This is a genomic window from Formosa sejongensis (genome assembly GCF_033447105.1).
Lineage (GTDB): Bacteria > Bacteroidota > Bacteroidia > Flavobacteriales > Flavobacteriaceae > Formosa.
The window spans coordinates 72,558-93,075 of sequence record NZ_JAWQUN010000013.1 but is presented as its reverse complement, the minus strand read 5'-3'; the positions used below and the strand labels follow the sequence as shown (position 1 = coordinate 93,075).

Genomic DNA, 20,518 nt, shown 5'->3' with positions numbered 1-20,518 from the left:
CATGAGAGCACTCGTAATTTCTGGAGGAGGTAGTAAAGGCGCCTTTGCTGGTGGCGTGGCTCAATATCTTATAGAGCATAAAAAACACGAATACGATATTATAATAGGCACTTCGACTGGAAGTTTATTGGCGTCCCATCTGGCATTAAAAAAGGTCGAAAAAATCAAAGAAATTTACACAAGTGTCACTCAAGATGATATTTTTAATAGTTGTCCGTTTTTAATAAAACGGAAGAAAGGCATTGAAACTATTAGTATAAATCATGTTAATGTGTTGCGTAATATTTTAAACGGGAGTAAAACATTTGGAGAGAGTCTCAATCTAAAAAAGTTGATTAAAGAAGTGCTCAGTGAGGCTGAGTTTTTTGATTTGAAACACAGCGCAGTAGATGTGGTTGTTACAGTTTCAAATTTATCAATTAATCAAGTGGAATATAAATCGATTAAAGATTTCGACTATCATGAATTTTGCGAATGGATTTGGATTTCGTGTAATTATACGCCGTTTATGAGCTTGGTTCAAAAAAACGGATGCGAATATGCAGATGGTGGTTTGGGGTCTATGGTACCCATCGAGGAAGCGATAAAAAGAGGAGCTACTATTGTAGATACTATTATTTTGCAGACAGAGGTTACGCAGTTAAATCGGATGCCATCGTTAAATGCATTTTCGTTACTTACCAATATGTTTGCATTTATGCTAGACCGTATTGAAAGTCAGAATATAAAAATAGGGAAGCAGGTTGCAAGAAATTCAAATGCGATTATTAATTTTTACTACACACCCACAGTTTTAACGACAAATTCGTTGATATTTAATAAAGACAAAATGACCACTTGGTGGCAAAGCGGATTTGATTTCGCGAAATATAAAAATGAAGAGATTAGCCAATTAGAAGATAGATGAGAGCATTAGTAATTTCCGGAGGCGGAAGTAAAGGAGCCTTTGCTGGCGGTGTCGCGCAGTATTTAATAGAACGTAAAAAACGCGAATACGACATGTATTTGGGAACATCGACTGGAAGTATGCTTATACCGCATTTGGCAACTGGCGATTTAAAAAAATTATATAAATTGTATACCAATGTCTCACAGCGCGATATTTTTAGTGTGAGTCCGTTTGTACAACATAAAAAAGGAGATCGTGAATATGTATCTATCAATTTTATGAGTTCGTTACTTCAGTTTATTAAGCGTAAACGTACGTTTGGAGAGAGTAAATCGCTTAAGCGGAATATTAAAAAGAATTTCACTTTAGAAGAATTCAACCTTATAAAACAAACAAAAGAAGATGTTGTTGTCACGGTAACAAACTTGTCTAAAAGTAAGGTGGAATATAAATCTATACACGATTTTACACATGAAGAGTTTTGTAATTGGATATGGATTTCGTGTAATTATGTTCCGTTTATGTCTATTGCAACTGTAGATGGTTATGAATATGCCGACGGTGGTTTTTCGTGTGTTGTGCCTATTCAGGAAGCTATAAATCGCGGAGCGACAGAGATTGATGCTGTTATTTTAGAATCTGAACAAATGAAACACAATAAGGTGTTGGGGAAAAATCCTTTTTCTTTAATGCTGAATTTGTTTGGACATGTTTTAGACCAAGTAGAACGTCACGATATTGTTATTGGAAAACTGGCAGCGATTCAGAAAAATGTAAAATTGAATTTATATTATACACCAACACAGCTTACAGAAAACTCTTTGATTTTTAGTAAACCTTTAATGGAAAAATGGTGGAAACAAGGCTATGAATATGCAGAAAATAAAAATTTTAATGGTACGTCTTCTTTGGTTGAAATTAAAAAAAAAAGTAATGCTTAATATATATTAGCAACACTACGAGAGTGACGTTCAGAAAATCATGAATTTAATGTGAATTAGTAATTTAGAAATCTTTTCCAAACAAGAAAAAATGAGATTATGAAAGGTTTGTAAAACTGAATTGTGTAAATTAAAATATATAATTATGAAAACAATGACTTGTGAACAATTAGGAGGTGCGTGTGAAAAAAAGTTTACTGCGAATACTTTTGAAGAAATGGCAGATTTGAGTAAAAAACACGCAATGGAAATGTTTAAAAAAGGTGATGAACCTCATTTAAAAGCAATGAAAGAAATGAGTGAATTAATGAAATCACCTGAAACAATGAAAGAATGGTTTGAAAATAAAAGAAATGAGTTTGATAATCTATCAACTCATTAGTAGTAGGAAAAGTACTACTGTCAACATGGTATTTGAGAAATTGCTGATTTTACCTTAAAAAAGGTATGTTGCTTTGTCTGATACTGCTAATTTTATTTTGGAAAATTTTCGCATACAAACACGCAATTTCCTTGTATATAAACGATGGTATCATATCTCCTCCAAAACCGATTTGCCTTTAGATTTATTTCCAGATGTCCATTGCCATTCTTCGTAAAGTCGGATTTTTCCGTTTGTAAATAATTCTGGTTTCGAAGTACAAACACCAGTCATTAGTTCGCCTTTAGTATTCACTTGATGGTAGCGCATTTCAATGGCTCCATAATCATTAACTAAGCCTATTAAATGTCCGCTAACAATTTTTCCGCCGCTATATTCCGAGGTTAGAACGTTTCCGTTTTGCTTGTATTCAAAAATAGTTTCAGCAGTCGTTTCCCCATTTTCGGAATTTTCTACGGGTCTGAATTTTTTATTATTGTAATTCATTCTTATAAAACGGTAATTTAATGTGATTGGTAGTTTTGTTTCTAAGTAAAAAAAACGCTTCAAATCCTACCACATATCACTAACCTCCTCTTTTATAAAAGATAAAGCAGCATCGCTAGGGGCACGTTTTTCCATCATTTCAGATAGTACTATTTCTCGAAGTTTGTTTGCGGAATCTGTTTTTTCTAACATAGCGGCTTTTCTAACCAATTGAATGGTCGCGTTTTTTGCCGCAGTTATAATACTCCAACAGTCGTCGCTAATATAAATTTGTTGCGATAAATTATGTTCGAATTCTTGTTCAATATTGTTTATAAGTAACAATTCATAATCTTCTTTATTTGCTGTCATTGGCTGCACACGAATTAACAATTTTGAAGGCGATATGCGTTCTAAGAACAAAGCCATACGTTCGTATGCTTGTAAACGCAAAGGCATAGCATTTACCTGGAGTTCTTTTTTTAAAAGAAAACGTCTACGACCATCTTCGTTTTTGGTATGTTCTTTAAAAAAATAAAAAGCGATTAAACCTGTTACAACTGCAGGTATAGTATATAAAAATAGATTGATTATAGAATCTGGGTTCATCCGTATGGGGTTTAAAGCAAATTTACTAGCTTTTTCTGTTACTACAAAACGTAAAGTGTTTGCAATATTTTAAAAATGATATTTAAGACTGAGAGATTTTTCCACCTAAATGAGGACAATCTTTTAAATTTTGCATACTCGTAAATTCAACAATCGCTTTATCGTATTTATAGGTTTTATTTAATTCTGTAGATAAGTTTTTATCGTCTACATTAATATTAACATCACTCATTTTAAATTCACAAGGATGCTCGTATCCGGCAGCATGTGTAATTTCGATGAATTCTTTTCTAAAGGTTTTAAAATATTGTGCCAAACGTTGCGATTTTAAAGTCGGATCTATACCGTTTTGTAACCATTTACTTTGCGTTGCAACACCACTAGGGCAGCGGTTGGTATGGCAAACTTGCGCCTGAATACAACCCACACTCATCATGGCCTCTCTGGCAACATTTATACAATCTGCACCCATAGCAAAAGCCATTGCTGCTTTGGCAGGAAATCCTAATCTACCGCTTGCAATAAACACAATACGCTCTGTAAGTCCGCGTTTTAAAAATAACTTGTATAAATCGCTAAAACCGTAAACCCAAGGTAAAGATACGTGGTCGGCAAAACTTGGAGGAGCAGCTCCGGTACCACCTTCGCCACCATCGACAGTTATAAAATCTGGCCCTTTTCCGGTAGTTAACATTATATCTGCAAGTTCTCCCCATTGGTCTAGTTTTCCAATTGCGGCTTTAATTCCGACAGGTAATCCTGTAGCTTCTGCGATATCTTCAATAAATACCATAAGTCCTGGAATGTCGTTAAAAACAGAATGACTTGGTGGAGAAATTACATCTCTTCCTAGTGGGACGTGTCTAATATCAGAAATTTCTTGAGTAATTTTAGCAGCAGGTAAAACGCCTCCTTTTCCAGGTTTTGCACCTTGAGATAATTTAATTTCTATCGCTCTTATAAACGGATTTGCTTCAACCAAAGCGATTAATTTCTCTTTAGAAAAATTTCCATCATCGTCGCGAATTCCAAAATAACCCGTTCCAATTTGGAAAACAACATCACCACCGTTACTATGATAAGGAGATAAACCACCTTCGCCAGTATTGTGATAAGCACCCGCAATTTGGACACCTTTATTTAAAGATTCTATGGCTTTAGCAGAAAGTGAGCCGAAACTCATTGCTGATACGTTAATAATAGAACCTGGTCTAAAAGGCTTTTGTCTGTTGTTGTGCGCACCTATAACTTTAGCGCATGGTAAAAACGTTTTATCAACTACATTTGGGTGTGTTAATTCAGGCTTAAAAGGAAACATGGCATTATTAATAAAGATATGCTGAATGGCATAAATATCCCGATCGGTACCAAAACCTTCGTAATTATTTTCATTTTTTGCCGATGCATAAATCCAGCCACGTTCTATACGATTAAAAGGTAATTCTTCGCGATTACTAGCAACGAAATACTGACGCATTTCTGGACCAATACTTTCTAAAAGGTACCTTAAATGACCAACAATAGGGAAATTATGACTAATGGTATGTTTTTTTTGAACGAACACATCTCGAATAGCTACAATTACAAGGATTAAAATAATCCAAACCCACCAACTAACATCACTTAAAGCCATAAACCACGTTTTTTTTATATTTCAGGAGTAAATATATTTAAAATAAAGGAATAACATAATTTAGTGCTTTTTTCTATTAAAATAGAATGTTTTGATTAATTTAGAATCATCTAGATAAAAATTAAATGTCAAAAAAAATAAAAAAAGGATTAACGATTGGGTTTTCAATAATTTGTGTGATTTGCCTTGTGGTTTTGTTTTTCGCAAATACTATAGTTGAGAAAAAACTAGAAACTACTTTAAAAACTTTGCCCGAATCTGTACGCTTTAATTATTCTGCATTACATGTTAATGTGTTTCAAGGCATGTTATTTGTCGAGAATCCGGAATTAGAACTATTAGAGGGTGTTAGAAAAGAGGTTAATTTAAAAGTTAAACTTGAAGATTTTAAACTGAAAAATATCAGCTATTGGGAATATATTGTTAATAATACCATTCAGTTGGATAGCATTTTGTTGGAGGATGCTCAGATTTCTTATATAAAAGAATCAGAGAAAACTAAAGATTCTGTTGACTCTAATTCGTCTCCAAAATCGGCATCAACTTCAAAACAAAAAGGATTAAAAAAATTCAATAAAATTATAAAAATTGGAAATTTCGATTTAAGTCATGCGACGGTAAACATATTTAAAGGTTCGAAGGATTCTATCTTTATAAAATCTGAAAATGTAAATATTTCGTTCAACGATATTTATTTCGATGCGGTTTCTGCTGAAAAAAGTATCCCTTTTGAATATTCCGATTACCGCGTAATAACCGATTCCTTAAAGTTTAATGTTGGTAAATTCGAAACAATTAAATTACATGATCTAGATTTAACTAAGAAGCATTGGGTAGTCAGGGAATTTAAATTACAAACAAGATATACGAAACAGGAGCTTACCAAAATTATAGATAAAGAACGCGACCATTTTAATGTTCAGGTAGATTCAATCTATATCCAACAACCAGAATTTGGTTTTTCTGAAAATCAATTTTATTTTAAAACGGATACCATAGTTCTTCAGAAACCTGACTTAGTAATTTACCGTAATAAAATGGTTCCAGACGATTATACTATAAAACCACTCTATAGTAAAATGTTACGAGATTTAAAATTCGATTTAACATTACCTGTTTTGCTCTTAAGAGATGGTAATATTTTATATGAAGAGAAAGTAAAAACAGGAGTTAAACCAGGAGAAATAATTTTTGCAGATTTGAATGCAACAATAAAAAACTTAAGTAACACCTATACATTACCAATAAAAACAGAATTAGATATAAATACCAAGTTCATGGATTCTGCTCCTTTACATGCCGTCTGGACGTTTGATGTGAATAATGAAAGCGATGAGTTTATGTTTAAAGCACAAATAGGGCTTTTAGCTGTATCGCAATTAAATACTTATACAGAAAATAACTTGAATTTAAAATTAGAAGGTCAATTTGATGAAATTTATGCCAGAATTAATGGGAATGTAAATCAGTCTACCATTGATTTTAATGTGAAATATGAAAACATGAAAGTTCATGTTTTAAACAAAAAACATAAGAAAAATAAGTTTTTATCTTCTGTAGCGAATATTTTTATTAGTAACGACTCTAAAAAAGAGGATAATGACTTTAAAAAGGAAAAAGGTGAGGTAACTCGAGATAAAACCAAATCTATTTTTAATTTTTTATGGCTTAATTTTAAAGAAGGTTTAAAGCTTGTGTTTATTGGAGACGGTATTATTTAACCCTTTTTTGTTCCTACATATTATTAAAGTGGCTAATGTTTATAATTATTTATAAATCTATTTACTTAAACGGGTAACAAAGGTTAATTTTACAATCTAAATTGTATAAACATTGGAGAAGTATTTAAGTCAGTTAAATGAAGCACAGTTAGCACCAACCATTCAAATGAATGGCCCTATGATCGTTATCGCAGGTGCTGGCTCAGGAAAAACGCGTGTGCTTACCTATCGAATTGCCTATTTAATGCACAAGGGTATAGACCCATTTAATATTTTGTCATTAACATTTACCAACAAGGCTGCTCGCGAAATGAAAGAGCGTATTGCGTCTATTGTTGGACAAAGTGAGGCCAAGAATCTTTGGATGGGAACGTTTCACTCTGTGTTTGCTAAGATTTTAAGAATTGAAGCCGACCGCTTAGGATATCCAAGTAACTTTACTATTTACGATGCACAAGATTCTCAGCGTTTAATTTCGTCAATTATAAAAGAGATGGGATTAGATAAGGAATTGTATAAGTACAAATCGGTGTTTTCTAGAATTTCTTCATATAAAAACAGTTTAATAACTGTTCGTGCATACTTTCAGAATCCAGAATTAATTGAAGCAGATACGATGGCTAGACGTCCGCGTATTGGCGATATTTATAAGGAATATGTAGAGCGTTGTTTTAAATCTGGCGCGATGGATTTTGATGATTTATTATTAAAAACCAACGAACTTTTAACACGTTTTCCAGAAGTTTTAGCAAAATATCAAGATCGATTTAGATATATCTTGGTCGATGAGTATCAAGATACAAACCATTCACAATATTTAATAGTAAGAGCACTGTCCGATCGTTTTCAAAACATTTGTGTGGTAGGAGATGATGCGCAAAGTATTTATGCCTTCCGTGGTGCAAATATTAATAATATTCTGAATTTCCAGAAAGATTACGACGATGTTAAAATGTTCAGATTGGAGCAAAATTACAGATCGACAAAAACTATTGTTAACGCCGCAAATTCTATAATAGAAAAAAACGAAACCAAATTAGATAAAGTAGTTTGGACCGCGAATGATGAAGGGAATAAAATAAAAGTAAATCGTTCAATGACCGATGGGGAAGAAGGACGTTTTGTGGCGAGTACTATTTTTGAAGAAAAAATGAACGCTCAGCTAAATTATAGTGATTTTGCTATTTTATATCGTACCAATGCGCAATCCAGATCTATGGAAGACGCGTTGCGTAAACGTGATATTCCGTATAGGATTTATGGCGGATTATCCTTTTATCAGCGTAAAGAGATTAAAGATGTATTATCGTATTTGCGAATTATTATAAATCCTTCAGACGAGGAAGCATTAAAGCGTGTTATTAATTTTCCACCAAGAGGTATTGGTCAAACAACAATAGACAAATTACTAATTGCGGCTAATGGCTATAAGCGTTCTATTTTTGAAGTGATGAAAAACATCGATAAAACAGATGTGAAAATTAATTCAGGAACAAAAAATAAATTGATGGATTTTGTAACCATGGTTGAAAGTTTTCAAGTCATGAGTATAAATACAAATGCCTTCGAACTTGCAGATCACGTTTCTAAAACTACAGGATTAATTAAAGAATTCAATAAAGATGCAACCCCAGAGGGTGTAGCTAAAGTTGAAAATATTGAAGAACTTTTAAACGGTATAAAAGATTTCGTTGAAGAACAACGCGAAATTGCTGACACTACAGGGTCTTTAGCCGAGTTTTTAGAAGATGTTGCTCTAGCAACCGATTTAGATAATGACACCGGTGAAGATGATCGTGTTGGGCTAATGACGATTCACTTGGCAAAAGGTCTGGAATTTCCGTACGTATTTATAGTTGGTCTTGAAGAAGATTTGTTCCCGAGCGCTATGAGTATGAATACGCGAAGCGAATTAGAAGAAGAGCGTCGTTTGTTTTATGTGGCTTTAACTCGAGCAGAGAAGCAAGCCTATTTAACATATGCCTTATCAAGATACCGTTGGGGGAAATTAGTAGATTCTGATCCAAGTCGTTTTATTCAAGAAATTGATGAGCAATATTTAGATATACTAACACCAATTGAAGAGCGTAGAATGAACCCGATGTTAGATGCAAGTATCTTTGGAGACGATGTGCCTAACAGAAATATTCGCTTTAAACCAGCAAAACAATTACCTATTCAGAAAAAGGGTGTTACAAAATTAAAGGGGCCAGAAAAGGTTCCAACGATTACACCTAAAAATTTAAAATCTGTTAGTAAAATTAGTGGAGGGGAAGGTGCTAATTTATTCGATAATAAATTGATGGCCGGTAATATTGTAAAGCATTTACGTTTTGGTAAAGGTGAAGTTTTAAATATTGAAGGCGCAGGAGCAGATACAAAAGCCGAGATAAAATTCGAAAATGGAGGTAATAAAAAACTGTTACTTCGTTTTGCGAAGTTAGAGGTTATAGGATAGTTAGATTAGTTTACTCGCATTACATTTTATTATGTGTAGTTTTTATAAAGCAAAATGACCTTGGACTTGTTTCAGGGTCATTTTTTTTATTTAAAATCGAGTAATTTTTGAAGAGAGTAAATAGGAGTTATGTTATGATTTTTTTTATAATGTATTATGTCTACTGTTAAGAAGATCTTTTTCAGAACAGTTTTATTAGTACATTTAATAATCCTTAAAGCATAATAAGATTGAAAGTACAAACGCTAAAAATAGACAGATTAACTACTGAAAGATTAATTCTTATACCCTTTACATTACAACTCTGTAAAGATTTTATTGATGATGATTTCAGTGAATTATACAAGTTAGGTTTTAAGAAAGGAAAAAGTTGGCCAGATATTGATGTTATTGAAACTTTACCCAAAATAGTAAATAACTTAGCTCAAGTAGAGTCGCCTACAGGATTTGAATCTTGGATGATAATTAAGAAAGACACTTTAGAAATTATAGGAGACTTGGGTTTCAAAGGATTTAATGATGAAAGTAGATCTGTTGATATTGGTTATGGAATACTAAAAGAAGAACGTAGAAATGGTTATGCTAAAGAAGCTGCTGTAGAACTTATAGGTTGGGCGCTTTCTACAGAAATTGTAAGTAAAATTACAGCTCAGTGTGAGTTGGATAACCTTAGTTCTGTAAATTTGTTAAAGAAGTTAAACTTTATAGAAATGAAGCGTGACGATGAAATGATATATTGGTCATTACAAAATAAAGAATATAAGGAGTGAGAAACCGTGTTAATTCTTATGGGAATGAATTTAAGTTCTCAGAAAGGAGTCAAAATATATTTTCAGATTTAACTTATTCCAAATGAGCTTCAATAAAGCTTTTTAATTGAAACCAAGTATCTAATAATTCTAATCCAATCCAACCGTGACCAGCATCAGGATAAAGCGTATATTCGTGCATAACACCCAGTTCTTGTAGTTTTATTTGTAACATATCACCCTGTGAAACAGGAATTAAAGGATCTTTTCCACCATAGAATAAAATTGTTGGAGGAGCAGATTGTGTCACTTGATGATAGGGGCTTACTTTTTCTAAAAACTCTGTAGTTAGCTCCAAACCATATAATTCTTGTAGTAATTTAAGCATATCTGAATTTACACTTTCTAAATATGCGGGATCGGTGAAATTTGTAGGTCCAACAATACTACAAACCATTTTAGCTTGTTGTGCATCGTTAAAAGCATAACTCCATAACATAGCCAAGTGAGCTCCGGCACTAGTACCTATAAACCCAAAATCATCAGAAATTTGATAAGCGTCAAGATTAGCATTTAAATGACTAACTACCGAAGTGATATCGTTTATTTGCATCGGGTAGGCTTCAGTTGTTTCGTCAACCAAGCGGTAATTCATATTTAAAATAGCCAAGTTTGGTAGGTCAGTTTTTATCAATTCAACAATATCATTCATATCATTTTTATCACCAGAAGTCCATCCGCCACCATGAACCAAAATTAAGGTTTTGGTATCGATATCGCGATGCGCAGGTAAATAGATATCGTAAGTTTGAGATTCGTGATCTCCGTAAGGCACATCAATTTTAACAGCAGCTTCTAAATCCACAAAATCATTAGCATCAGAAGTAGAGTCTGAAGAACACGAATAACTCGTGACTGCAATAATAAGCAGGATGATAATGGTTTTTATTGGTTTCATTATAAAATATTAATTACTTTGTAGAACGATTCTACAATATACTTATTATGGCCGAGTTTATAAAAATTTATGAAGAAAATCCGAACCCCAAGGAGATAAAAAAAATAGTTGATGTTTTAAAGCGTGGTGGATTGATTATTTATCCTACAGATACCGTTTATGGTTTGGGGTGTGATATTACTAACAATAAGGCTTTAGAGCGTATCGCTAGAATAAAAGGTGTGAAATTAGAGAAAGCAAATTTTTCATTTATTTGTCACGATTTAAGTAATTTAAGCGATTATGTGAAACAAATTGATACCTCGACCTTTAAAATATTAAAGCGTGCGTTGCCAGGACCTTACACTTTTATCCTTCCGGGAGCTAAAACCTTGCCTTCGGCCTTTAAGAAAAAGAAAACTGTTGGTATTCGAGTACCGAATAATAGAATTGCTTTAGAAATTGTAAAATTATTAGGAAACCCAATAGTTTCGACTTCTATTCGAGATGAGGATGAAGTTTTGGAATACACTACAGATCCAGAATTAATATATGAAAAATGGAATAATTTGGTCGATTTGGTAGTCGATGGTGGCTATGGAGATAATCAAGCATCTACAATTATAGATTTCTCAGAATCTGAGCCTGTTATTGTTAGAGAAGGAAAAGGAAGTTTAGAGATTTTTTAATCAAGTGACACTCTATATTTATTCGGTTTTTAAACAGATTTCAATCCGCAATTTGTAATTTAGCATCAAACAATTTTTATGATTAGTAAAGCTCAATTTGACAAAGAAATAGAAGGCATTATTGTAAATGCTGTTCGCGAAGATGTAGGTGATGGTGACCATAGTTCTCTAGCTTGTATTCCTACAACTGCACAAGGAAAAGCCAAATTATTGGTAAAAGATAATGGCGTTATCGCAGGTGTAGAATTTGCAAAAAAAGTGTTTGAGTATATCGATAAAGATTTAAAAGTTGAAACCTTAATTGAAGATGGAAGCCAAGTAAAATATGGTGATGTTGTGTTTTATGTTGAAGGCGCTTCACAATCTATTTTAAAAGCCGAGCGTTTAGTTTTAAATGCCATGCAACGAATGAGTGCTATTGCAACAAAAACAAAATCTTATGTCGATTTATTAGCAGGTACAGGAACTAAAATTTTAGATACAAGAAAAACAACTCCAGGGATTCGTGCTTTAGAAAAATGGGCAGTAAAAATTGGAGGTGGCGAAAATCATAGATTTGCGTTGTACGACATGATTATGTTAAAAGATAATCACATCGATTTTGCAGGAGGAATTACTCCAGCAATTACCAAAACGCAAGCCTATTTAAAAGCACAAAATAAAGATTTAAAAATTATAGTTGAAGCGAGAAACCTTAAAGAGATTGAAGAGATTCTTCAAACCGAAGGTGTATTTCGAATTTTAATAGACAACTTTAATTATGAAGATACTAAAACAGCAGTGAAGATGATTGGCAATACATGTCAGACAGAATCTTCCGGAGGTATAAACGAGCAAACCTTGCGTAAATATGCAGAATGTGGCGTAAATTGTATTTCGTCTGGTGCTTTAACGCATTCGGTCTATAATATGGATTTAAGCTTGAAAGCGGTTTAATATGACAAAGCCTATTGAAGATAAGCTAGCGAAGATTCCAATTTTAAATTTAGTAGTTAAGTTTTTTAAAACCTTAAAATTACCAGGTTTAGAAGGCTTGTCAATTTATGATTTATTAGAATTATACATTACTGGAATTTTAAAAGGCGCATTAACTTCAAGAGCGAGTGCCATAGCTTTCAATTTTTTCATGGCAATTTTTCCGTTTTTATTATTCATTTTAATACTTATTCCACATATTCCGATAGACGGATTTAAATTAGAGTTTCTAGATTTTCTAGAATCGTTTTTACCACCAACAACATCCGAATTTTTCTTCAAAAATATATTTGAAAATATAGATAGTTCAGAACGTGGCGGATTACTTTCGACGGTATTTATATTGTCTATTTTTTTAATGGCAAACGGTGTGAGTGCCGTGTTTTCAGCATTCGAAAGTTCGTATCATTTAGAATTATCACGCAGTATATTAAGACAATATTTATACGCTTTAGGTGTTGCTTTAATTCTTGGGTTTTTAGTGGTGATTTCTGTTGCTGGATTTGGATTCGTAGAGATTTATGTGCTTGGTAGTTTGTTTGAAACATTAAAACATCAAGGTGTCGAAATAGGCGATAGTAGTATAATTTGGGTAAATATATCTAAATATGTTTTCGGAATAATTATGGTGTATTTATCTACTGCTACGCTGTATTATTTTGGAACACGAGAAGGAAAGCATAGTCATTTTTTCTCGGCAGGAGCATTGTTTACAACCATGTTAATTGTGTGTTTTTCCTATTTGTTTGGAGTCTATATCGAGAAGTTTTCACAATATAACGAGCTTTATGGCTCTATAGGTGCACTGCTTATTTTAATGTTTTATTTGTGGTTAAATTCTAATATTATTTTGCTAGGATACGAATTAAATGTGTCTATGCGTCAATTACATAAAAGTCACTAATATATGCTTCATTTTATAGATGTTATACTTCCTATTCCTGTTGAAAATCTATTTACTTATGCAATTACAGAAGCGGAATCCGATTTTATAAAACCGGGGATGCGAGTGGCTGTTCCTTTCGGGAAGACTAAAGTTTATACGGCAATAGTAAAAGGTATTCATTATAATCCGCCTCTTATTTATGAAGCGAAACAAATTCATCAAATTTTAGATGAATTTCCTGTCGTTACTGAAACGCAATTGAAATTGTGGGATTGGATGGCGAACTATTATTTGTGTACGGTTGGCGATGTAATGCGAGCCGCCTTGCCTAATGCGTTTATTTTAGAAAGTGAAACCTTAATTAGTAAGAACAAAGACAAAGAAATAAACGATACGGATTTAAAAGACGATGAGTTTCTTATTTATGAAGCCTTACAACATCAATCGTCTTTACGACTTCAGGATATAGTAGATATAGTTGATAGAAAACAAGTCTTTCCCATTATAAAACGTCTTTTAGAAAAGGAAGCTATTGTTGTTGACGAAGAAGTTATTGAAAAGTATAAACCGAAATTGGTGAAATATGTCAAACTTCAAAGTCAGCATACTACACAAGACGGATTACAGCTTTTGTTAGAGGAATTAAGTCGTGCTCCAAAACAGCGTGACGTAGTTATGAGCTTGTTTCAATTATCAGCAAAAACAAGGAAAGCGATAAAAGTTTCAGAATTAACGGAAGCTAGCGGCACTTCAAATAGTATTATTAAGTCTTTAATTGATAAATCGATTTTAGAAGAGTATTTTATTCAAACAGATCGTGTAGAATTTAGCGGAGAGGCTTCTGAAGCATCAAAAGCTCTAAATCCAGAACAAACCGAAGCTTTACTTCAAATCAAAACGACGTTTGAAACACATCAAGTTACGTTGCTTCATGGTGTAACATCTTCTGGAAAAACCGAAGTCTATGTAAAATTAATTGAAGACGCTCTGAAAACAGGTAAACAAGTCTTGTATTTGTTGCCCGAAATTGCTTTAACAACTCAGTTAGTAAATAGATTACAAGTGTATTTTGGAGAACAAGTGGCTGTTTTTCATTCCAAATATTCAGCTCACGAACGTGTAGAAGTTTGGAATAATGTACTGAATAATTCTCCAAAAGCCCAAATAGTTTTGGGAGCGCGTTCATCTATATTTTTACCTTTTAACTCCCTCGGATTAATTATTGTAGATGAGGAACATGAGCAATCTTTTAAGCAATTCGACCCAGCACCTAGATATCATGCTAGAGATACAGCAATTGTTCTCGCACATTTTCATGGGGCTAAAACATTGTTGGGCTCGGCAACGCCTAGTTTAGAAAGTTACTTTAATGTACAGCAAGGTAAATATGGTTTGGTTGAAATTACTAAGCGATATAATAATGTGTTAATGCCAGACATTGAATTAATAGATGTAAAGGATAAACAAAAACGTAAGTTAATGCGTGGTCATTTTAGCGATAGAATGATTCAAGTCATGACTGAAACTTTGGAGGAAGGACATCAGATTATTTTATTTCAAAACAGACGAGGCTTTTCGCCTATAGTAGAATGTAAAACCTGCGGTCATGCTCCGGAATGCCCGAATTGCGATGTGAGTTTAACGTATCACAGTTACCGGAACCAATTACGTTGTCATTATTGTGGCTACAATATGGCTATGCTTTTAAAATGTCAGGCTTGTGGAGATACTTCACTAGATAGTAAGGGTTTTGGGACAGAGCAAATAGAGGAGGAGGTGAAGTTGTTGTTTCCAAATCATAAAGCTGGACGAATGGATTTAGATACCACTCGGGGTAAATATGGATACGAAAAAATTATAACAGCTTTCGAGCAGCAGGAAATGGATATTCTAGTAGGAACGCAAATGCTAACTAAAGGATTGGATTTTAGAAATGTGGCTTTGGTAGGTATTATGAATGCCGATAATTTATTGAATTTCCCCGATTTTAGAGCGCACGAGCGTAGTTATCAATTATTATCGCAAGTGTCTGGTCGTGCAGGACGAACAGAAAAACAAGGAAAAGTTTTAATTCAAACCTACAATCCGTTTCATAATATATTACAGCAAGTTTCAACGAATAATTATGCAGCTATGTATAAAGAGCAAATGGACGAGCGTTATAATTTTAAATATCCACCAATATATCGATTAATACGTGTAACGCTAAAGCATAAAGATTTTAATCGTGTAAATACAGCTTCTATTTGGTTGGGAACAGCTTTAAGGCAAGTCTTTGGCGATTATGTTTTAGGACCGGTAGATCCGCCAGTGTCAAGAATTAGGAATCAATTTCATAAAACAATTCTAATTAAAATTCCGCAAAAACAATCGTTAGGAGGTACAAAAAAAGCCATTGTTAGAATTAACAATAGCTTTATGAATGTAAAAGATTTTAGATCTGTTAGATTAATATTGAATGTCGATGCGTATTAAATACTGTTTAAAGCATCTATAAGTTGTGTTTTCTTGTTTCTGCTTAACGGAATTTCATAAGATCCAACTTCAACATTTTTACTGTTAAATCTGTCTATTTTATCTAGATTAACGATATACGATTTGTGTATTCTTAAAAATTTTCCTTCAGGTAACTCTTGCTCGAAAGCTTTCATTGTAGATAATACAACCAAACTACTTTCTTCGGTAACCAATTTTACGTAATCACCAAGTGCTTCAATCCACTTAATGTCGTTTATATATACTTTACGTTTTTTTAGATTACTTTTTACAAATATATGTTCTCCTTCAGCTTCGTTAAAATCTAATTTTAATTTATGTTGTTCAACTGCTTTTTCAACAGCAATCATAAAACGTTCGCGAGTTATAGGTTTCTTTAAATAGTCGGTAGCATCGTAATTAAACGCTTTAAACGCATATTCGGTTTTACCGGTAACAAATATAATTTGAGGCTTATTATTTAATACGTCAAGAAGTTCGAAACCGTTTAAAACAGGCATTTCAATATCTAAAAAGATGAGGTCTACCTTATGCGAATTTAAACCATTTTTGGTTTCAAGCGCACTGCTATACTCTGCAATTAAGTTAAGAGCAGGATGGTTTTCTATCAACTTCACTATGGACAATCGCTGGATTGCGGAGTCGTCAACTACTACACAGTTTAAAGTCATAACAATAATTATTTTCGGTTAAGATATCGACAATAGTACAAATTAATCGGATAAAAACAAAAGAAATCCCGATAAAGTGATTATTTTGTGTTTTTATTAACGTTGTATGAGCGATTTTTACAGGGTTGAAAGTAATTTGGATAGTGTTTGTTATATCTAATATTTATTTGTAATTTTGCAGCCATTTTTAACAATAAAATAGATTTGAATATGAATCATTATGAAGCTGTTTTCATCTTAAATCCCGTTTTATCTGAAACACAGATAAAGGAGACAGTACAGAAATACGAAGACTTTCTTGTTTCGAACGGTGCTAAGATGATATCAAAAGAAGATTGGGGACTAAAAAAATTAGCCTACCCAATTCAAAACAAAAAAAGTGGTTTTTACCATTTATTTGAATTCACTGTTCCTGGAGAAGTAATTACTCCATTAGAGTTGGAATTTAGACGTGACGAGCGTTTTATGCGTTACTTAACTGTAAAATTAGACAAGCACGCTGTGTCTTGGGCTGAAAGAAGAAGAGCTAAACTAAAACAAAAAGCGTAATTATGTCATCAATAGAACAACAAGCAAAAGGAAAAAAAGACGGTGAGATTAGATACTTAACGCCTTTAAATATTGAAACTAATAAGCAAAAGAAATATTGTCGTTTCAAGAAATCTGGAATCAAGTATGTAGATTATAAAGATGCAGACTGGTTATTAAGATTTGTAAACGAACAAGGTAAAATTTTACCTCGTCGTTTAACAGGAACTTCTTTAAAGTATCAAAGAAAAGTGTCTGTAGCTGTAAAAAGAGCTCGTCACTTAGCTTTAATGCCTTATGTAGCTGATTTATTAAAATAAAATACCGATAACAATGGAACTTATATTAAAACAAGACGTTGAAAATTTAGGATTTAAAGACGATGTTGTAACAGTTAAGAACGGTTATGGTAGAAACTTTTTAATTCCTCAAGGAAGTGCTATTTTAGCAACACCTTCTTCTAGAAAAGTGTTAGCTGAAAACTTAAAGCAAAGAGCCTTTAAAGAAAAGAAAATTGTTGATGACGCTAATGTAATTGGTGAAGCTTTAAAAGCTTTAGAAATTAAAATTTCGTCTAAAGTAGGATCAGGTGATAAATTATTTGGTTCTGTAAACAATATCGACCTTGCTGAAGCAATAGCAAAAGAAGGTCAGTCAATCGACAAAAAATTCATCACTGTAATTGGTGGAAGTGTTAAACGTTTAGGTAAATACGAAGCCGTAGTACGTTTACACCGTGAAGTAACTATCGATTTAGCTTTTGAAGTAGTAGCTCAAGCTAACTAATTTAAAAGCGATTATAATATTTAAACCGTTTAGATACGTTCTAGACGGTTTTTTTAATTTTAAAAAAGCATGAAACATCTTATCATAGCATTTAGTTTATTATGTTTTATTAGTTGTGTTAATACGAAAACAGATTCTAAACTTATTGAGGTTTTTAAAGCTTCTAATAAAGAGTTGGCAAATATAAGTGTACATCGTGGAGGCAAAGGATTACTTCATTATCCGGAAAATTGTTTAGAAACAATTATATACGTTAACGATAGTATTTCTGCTATTTACGAAATTGATGTTGCACAAACCAAAGATGGAGTACTCGTTTTAATGCATGATAATGCAATAGACAGAACATCTACAGGTACTGGACTGGTTAAAAGTTTAACTTATAAAGAGTTAGAGGCTTTTAATTTAGTAGATGAATATGGTAATGAAACCCCTTACAAAATACCATTATTCAAGGATGTATTAAATTGGGCTAAAGCCAATACTGTTATTCTTACTGTAGATATAAAACGTAGCGTTAGTCAAAAAGTGGTTATAGATGCTATAAGAGAAGCAAAAGCTCAAGATGTAAGTATTATTATAACTTATGATGCTGAGCAAGCTAAAGCAGCATACGAATTAGCTCCGGATTTATTATTATCTGTTTCGGCTAGAAATGAAGACGAATTTAATAGGTTATTAGATGCTGAAATTCCAACTAGAAATATGCTTGCTTTTACAGGAACACGCTTGTCTGATGTATCACTTTTTGAAAGATTACATGCCGAAGATATCGTTTGTATGCTAGGTACATTAGGAAACTTAGATAAACAAGCAGAAGTTAAGGGAAATGAAAGTTATGTTAAATGGAAAGCATTAGGGGTAGATATTTTTGCTACAGACAGACCGTTTGCGGTTTATAATGCTATAAAATAAAAGAAGAATGAAATACGCTAGACTTACAAAAGAACAGTTTGAAGAATTACATCAAGAATTTATAAATTTTTTAGCAACACAAACTATTGATGCTACAGAATGGAAAATTATTAAAGAGACAAAACCAGAAGTTGCAGAACAAGAGTTAGATGTGTTTAGCGATTTGGTATGGGAAGGTGTTTTAAGTAAAGTAAAATTCCTTGAACATATTAATGGGCAACATATGCATTTATTTGCTTTAGGCGAAACGAATATGCATTTGGTCGCTATTAAAATAAAAAACGATAAAGACTTAGCGACTCCAGAAGGTTTTAACTGGTTACGTGATAATTTATTAGATGATAATGTTGAGTTCCTTCAAGCTAATAAAACCTATTCAGAAGATAAGCAATTAGATATCTTTAAGTTAATTCAGCAAGGCGCACATATTACAAAAGGAGATTTGTATACCTATTTCAATAATTTAGTAAACGCAGATTAACAATGTGTTATTCGTAGCGTAAAGATTCTATCGGGTCTAATTTTGAAGCTTTTGAAGCGGGGTAAGATCCAGAAATTATCGCTACTATAAACGTAATAACGCTGGCCCAAATCATGGCAGACCAAGGCATACTAAACTCAAAATCGACTGCAGATGCAAATCCGAGGCCGAGTAAAATTCCCAATATCATTCCTAGTATTCCACCAAGTTGACCAATTATTATAGTTTCTATAAAAAACTGAAACGCTATGGTTCCTTGTTTAGCTCCTAAAGCTTTTCGAACGCCAATCTCTCGTGTACGTTCGCTTACAGAAACAAGCATGATGTTCATTAAAGCGATAGACGACCCTAAAATTGTTATAATACTAATAATCCATGCGGCAGTAGATAAAACACCTGTAATAGCTCCTACACGATTAATAAGATCCTCGCTACGTTCCATTCCAAAATTATTATCCTCAACTGGATTTAATCCACGAATATTTCTAAACGTAACAATAGCATCATCTTGAGCTTGAGCCAATAATTCTTTCTTTTCAACCATAACACTAAGTGCGTAGTTTATATTAGCATTAGTAAAAATTGAACGTGCTTTTTGTAGCGGCATAATGACTCTTAAATCCTGATTATTTCCGAAAGTAGATCCTTTAGCTTCTAAAGCACCAATCACTTTAAATTTAAAACCCCTCACCGAAATAGTTTGATCAATAGGATTTCCTTCTTTAAATAAAGCTTTAACTAAATCACTTCCTATAATACACACATTAGAATTATTGTCGACTTCTAACGCATTAAACTCACGACCTTGATCAACTTTTAAACCAGAATTTTGGATAAAATTTTCGTTGGCACCAATAACTGTTACTTCTGGATCTGTTTTTTCATTTTCAAATTTAACTTCGGCAGTCGATGTTCCGTTAAAGGAAACCGATGTTTTTGTAAACGGATAGTTATATTGATTTTCAAAATCACGAATATTTTGATAACTGATAATCGGATTTACTTTTTGGCGTTCACCTGATTGGCGTCTAGCAGTAAATTCATAACGTTGAATATTAAAAGTATTTGCTCCCATAGAGGAGAAATCGCTAGAAATGGTGGTTTCTAAAGCAGAAACAGCACTTAAAATTCCAACCAAAGCTGTAATTCCAATGGCAATTATAAGTATAGTAAGTATGGTTCGCAGTAGCTGGCCTTTTATAGAATCGAAAGCAATTCTGATATTTTCTCGAACAAGTGAAAACATGAATATGGTGTTATAAGTTGGGTGTTTTGATATAAGACTATTAAATCGGAATAAAGTTACT

21 protein-coding genes are annotated in these 20,518 nt (G+C 33.0%); 15 read left to right on the top strand and 6 right to left on the bottom strand.

Going from position 1 to position 20,518, the window contains the following annotated elements:
• Position 1: 1 nt before the first annotated feature.
• The 3 genes from R6X41_RS13050 to R6X41_RS13040 all read left to right on the top strand — a co-directional run bounded on the left by R6X41_RS13050 (position 2) and on the right by R6X41_RS13040 (position 2,212).
• Entirely contained in the window at positions 2–907 is a 906-nt protein-coding gene (locus tag R6X41_RS13050; protein ID WP_318500782.1) for a patatin-like phospholipase family protein, read from the top strand.
• Positions 904–1,830: a patatin-like phospholipase family protein gene (locus R6X41_RS13045; RefSeq protein WP_318500781.1), complete on the top strand. Its 927-nt coding sequence runs from the start codon at positions 904–906 to the stop codon at positions 1,828–1,830. The genes R6X41_RS13050 and R6X41_RS13045 overlap by 4 nt, the downstream gene beginning before the upstream one ends.
• A 145-nt stretch (positions 1,831–1,975) precedes the next feature.
• Positions 1,976–2,212, top strand: a complete 237-nt coding sequence (locus R6X41_RS13040; RefSeq protein ID WP_318500780.1) for a DUF1059 domain-containing protein — start codon at positions 1,976–1,978, stop codon at positions 2,210–2,212.
• A 150-nt stretch (positions 2,213–2,362) separates the two neighbouring features.
• Here the strand turns inward: R6X41_RS13040 and R6X41_RS13035 are convergent, their stop codons facing one another.
• The 3 genes from R6X41_RS13035 to R6X41_RS13025 all read right to left on the bottom strand — a co-directional run bounded on the left by R6X41_RS13035 (position 2,363) and on the right by R6X41_RS13025 (position 4,919).
• Positions 2,363–2,698 carry an avidin-fold protein gene (locus R6X41_RS13035; RefSeq protein ID WP_318500779.1) on the bottom strand — a complete coding sequence of 112 codons (336 nt, stop codon included), beginning with the start codon at positions 2,696–2,698 and terminating at the stop codon, positions 2,363–2,365.
• Between the two features lie 66 nt (positions 2,699–2,764).
• Positions 2,765–3,286 carry a DUF7935 family protein gene (locus R6X41_RS13030; RefSeq protein WP_318500778.1) on the bottom strand — a complete coding sequence of 174 codons (522 nt, stop codon included), beginning with the start codon at positions 3,284–3,286 and terminating at the stop codon, positions 2,765–2,767.
• An 82-nt stretch (positions 3,287–3,368) separates the two neighbouring features.
• Positions 3,369–4,919 (bottom strand): FMN-binding glutamate synthase family protein, encoded by a 1,551-nt coding sequence (locus R6X41_RS13025; protein ID WP_318500777.1) that lies wholly within the window; start codon positions 4,917–4,919, stop codon positions 3,369–3,371.
• Positions 4,920–5,044: 125 nt separating this feature from the next.
• Between R6X41_RS13025 and R6X41_RS13020 the strand changes: the two genes are divergently transcribed.
• From R6X41_RS13020 to R6X41_RS13010, 3 genes are all read left to right on the top strand, one after another.
• Positions 5,045–6,640 (top strand): hypothetical protein, encoded by a 1,596-nt coding sequence (locus R6X41_RS13020; RefSeq protein WP_318500776.1) that lies wholly within the window; start codon positions 5,045–5,047, stop codon positions 6,638–6,640.
• Positions 6,641–6,752: 112 nt separating this feature from the next.
• On the top strand, positions 6,753–9,098 hold the full coding sequence (locus R6X41_RS13015) for an ATP-dependent helicase (protein ID WP_318500775.1): 2,346 nt from the start codon (positions 6,753–6,755) through the stop codon (positions 9,096–9,098).
• 230 nt (positions 9,099–9,328) lie between these two features.
• The gene (locus tag R6X41_RS13010) at positions 9,329–9,868 is read left to right on the top strand and encodes a GNAT family N-acetyltransferase (protein ID WP_318500774.1); all 540 of its coding nucleotides are present in this window, start codon (positions 9,329–9,331) and stop codon (positions 9,866–9,868) included.
• A gap of 73 nt (positions 9,869–9,941) precedes the next feature.
• On the opposite strand, the gene R6X41_RS13005 is transcribed toward R6X41_RS13010, so the two are convergent.
• Positions 9,942–10,805: an alpha/beta hydrolase gene (locus R6X41_RS13005; protein ID WP_318500773.1), complete on the bottom strand. Its 864-nt coding sequence runs from the start codon at positions 10,803–10,805 to the stop codon at positions 9,942–9,944.
• 47 nt (positions 10,806–10,852) lie between these two features.
• Here R6X41_RS13005 and R6X41_RS13000 point away from each other — a divergent pair, with 47 nt between their 5' ends.
• The 4 genes from R6X41_RS13000 (at position 10,853) to priA (ending at position 15,809) form a co-directional block, all read left to right on the top strand.
• Positions 10,853–11,473 carry an L-threonylcarbamoyladenylate synthase gene (locus tag R6X41_RS13000; protein ID WP_318500772.1) on the top strand — a complete coding sequence of 207 codons (621 nt, stop codon included), beginning with the start codon at positions 10,853–10,855 and terminating at the stop codon, positions 11,471–11,473.
• Between the two features lie 78 nt (positions 11,474–11,551).
• A complete protein-coding gene (gene nadC / locus R6X41_RS12995) occupies positions 11,552–12,409 on the top strand; it encodes a carboxylating nicotinate-nucleotide diphosphorylase (RefSeq protein WP_318500771.1) in 858 nt (285 codons plus the stop codon).
• Position 12,410: 1 nt separating this feature from the next.
• Complete coding sequence (locus R6X41_RS12990; protein ID WP_318500770.1) at positions 12,411–13,352, top strand: YihY/virulence factor BrkB family protein; 942 nt, start codon at positions 12,411–12,413, stop codon at positions 13,350–13,352.
• 3 nt (positions 13,353–13,355) lie between these two features.
• Entirely contained in the window at positions 13,356–15,809 is a 2,454-nt protein-coding gene (priA, locus tag R6X41_RS12985; RefSeq protein ID WP_318500769.1) for a replication restart helicase PriA, read from the top strand.
• On the opposite strand, the gene R6X41_RS12980 is transcribed toward priA, so the two are convergent.
• The gene (locus tag R6X41_RS12980) at positions 15,806–16,501 is read right to left on the bottom strand and encodes a LytR/AlgR family response regulator transcription factor (RefSeq protein WP_318500768.1); all 696 of its coding nucleotides are present in this window, start codon (positions 16,499–16,501) and stop codon (positions 15,806–15,808) included. The two genes, priA and R6X41_RS12980, sit on opposite strands and share 4 nt — an antisense overlap.
• Positions 16,502–16,711: 210 nt before the next feature.
• Between R6X41_RS12980 and rpsF the strand changes: the two genes are divergently transcribed.
• The 5 genes from rpsF (at position 16,712) to R6X41_RS12955 (ending at position 19,211) form a co-directional block, all read left to right on the top strand.
• A complete protein-coding gene (gene rpsF / locus R6X41_RS12975; protein WP_318500767.1) occupies positions 16,712–17,050 on the top strand; it encodes a 30S ribosomal protein S6 in 339 nt (112 codons plus the stop codon).
• A 2-nt stretch (positions 17,051–17,052) separates the two neighbouring features.
• A complete protein-coding gene (gene rpsR / locus R6X41_RS12970) occupies positions 17,053–17,349 on the top strand; it encodes a 30S ribosomal protein S18 (RefSeq protein ID WP_038528424.1) in 297 nt (98 codons plus the stop codon).
• Between the two features lie 13 nt (positions 17,350–17,362).
• Positions 17,363–17,815: a 50S ribosomal protein L9 gene (rplI, locus tag R6X41_RS12965; RefSeq protein ID WP_318500766.1), complete on the top strand. Its 453-nt coding sequence runs from the start codon at positions 17,363–17,365 to the stop codon at positions 17,813–17,815.
• Positions 17,816–17,884: 69 nt separating this feature from the next.
• A complete protein-coding gene (locus R6X41_RS12960; RefSeq protein WP_318500765.1) occupies positions 17,885–18,730 on the top strand; it encodes a glycerophosphodiester phosphodiesterase family protein in 846 nt (281 codons plus the stop codon).
• 7 nt (positions 18,731–18,737) lie between these two features.
• Positions 18,738–19,211 carry a DUF6495 family protein gene (locus tag R6X41_RS12955; protein ID WP_318500764.1) on the top strand — a complete coding sequence of 158 codons (474 nt, stop codon included), beginning with the start codon at positions 18,738–18,740 and terminating at the stop codon, positions 19,209–19,211.
• A gap of 7 nt (positions 19,212–19,218) precedes the next feature.
• Here R6X41_RS12955 and R6X41_RS12950 read toward each other — a convergent pair whose 3' ends face one another.
• Positions 19,219–20,457, bottom strand: coding sequence for an ABC transporter permease (locus R6X41_RS12950; protein WP_318500763.1), 1,239 nt, complete (start codon positions 20,455–20,457; stop codon positions 19,219–19,221).
• Between the last annotated feature and the right edge of the window lie 61 nt (positions 20,458–20,518).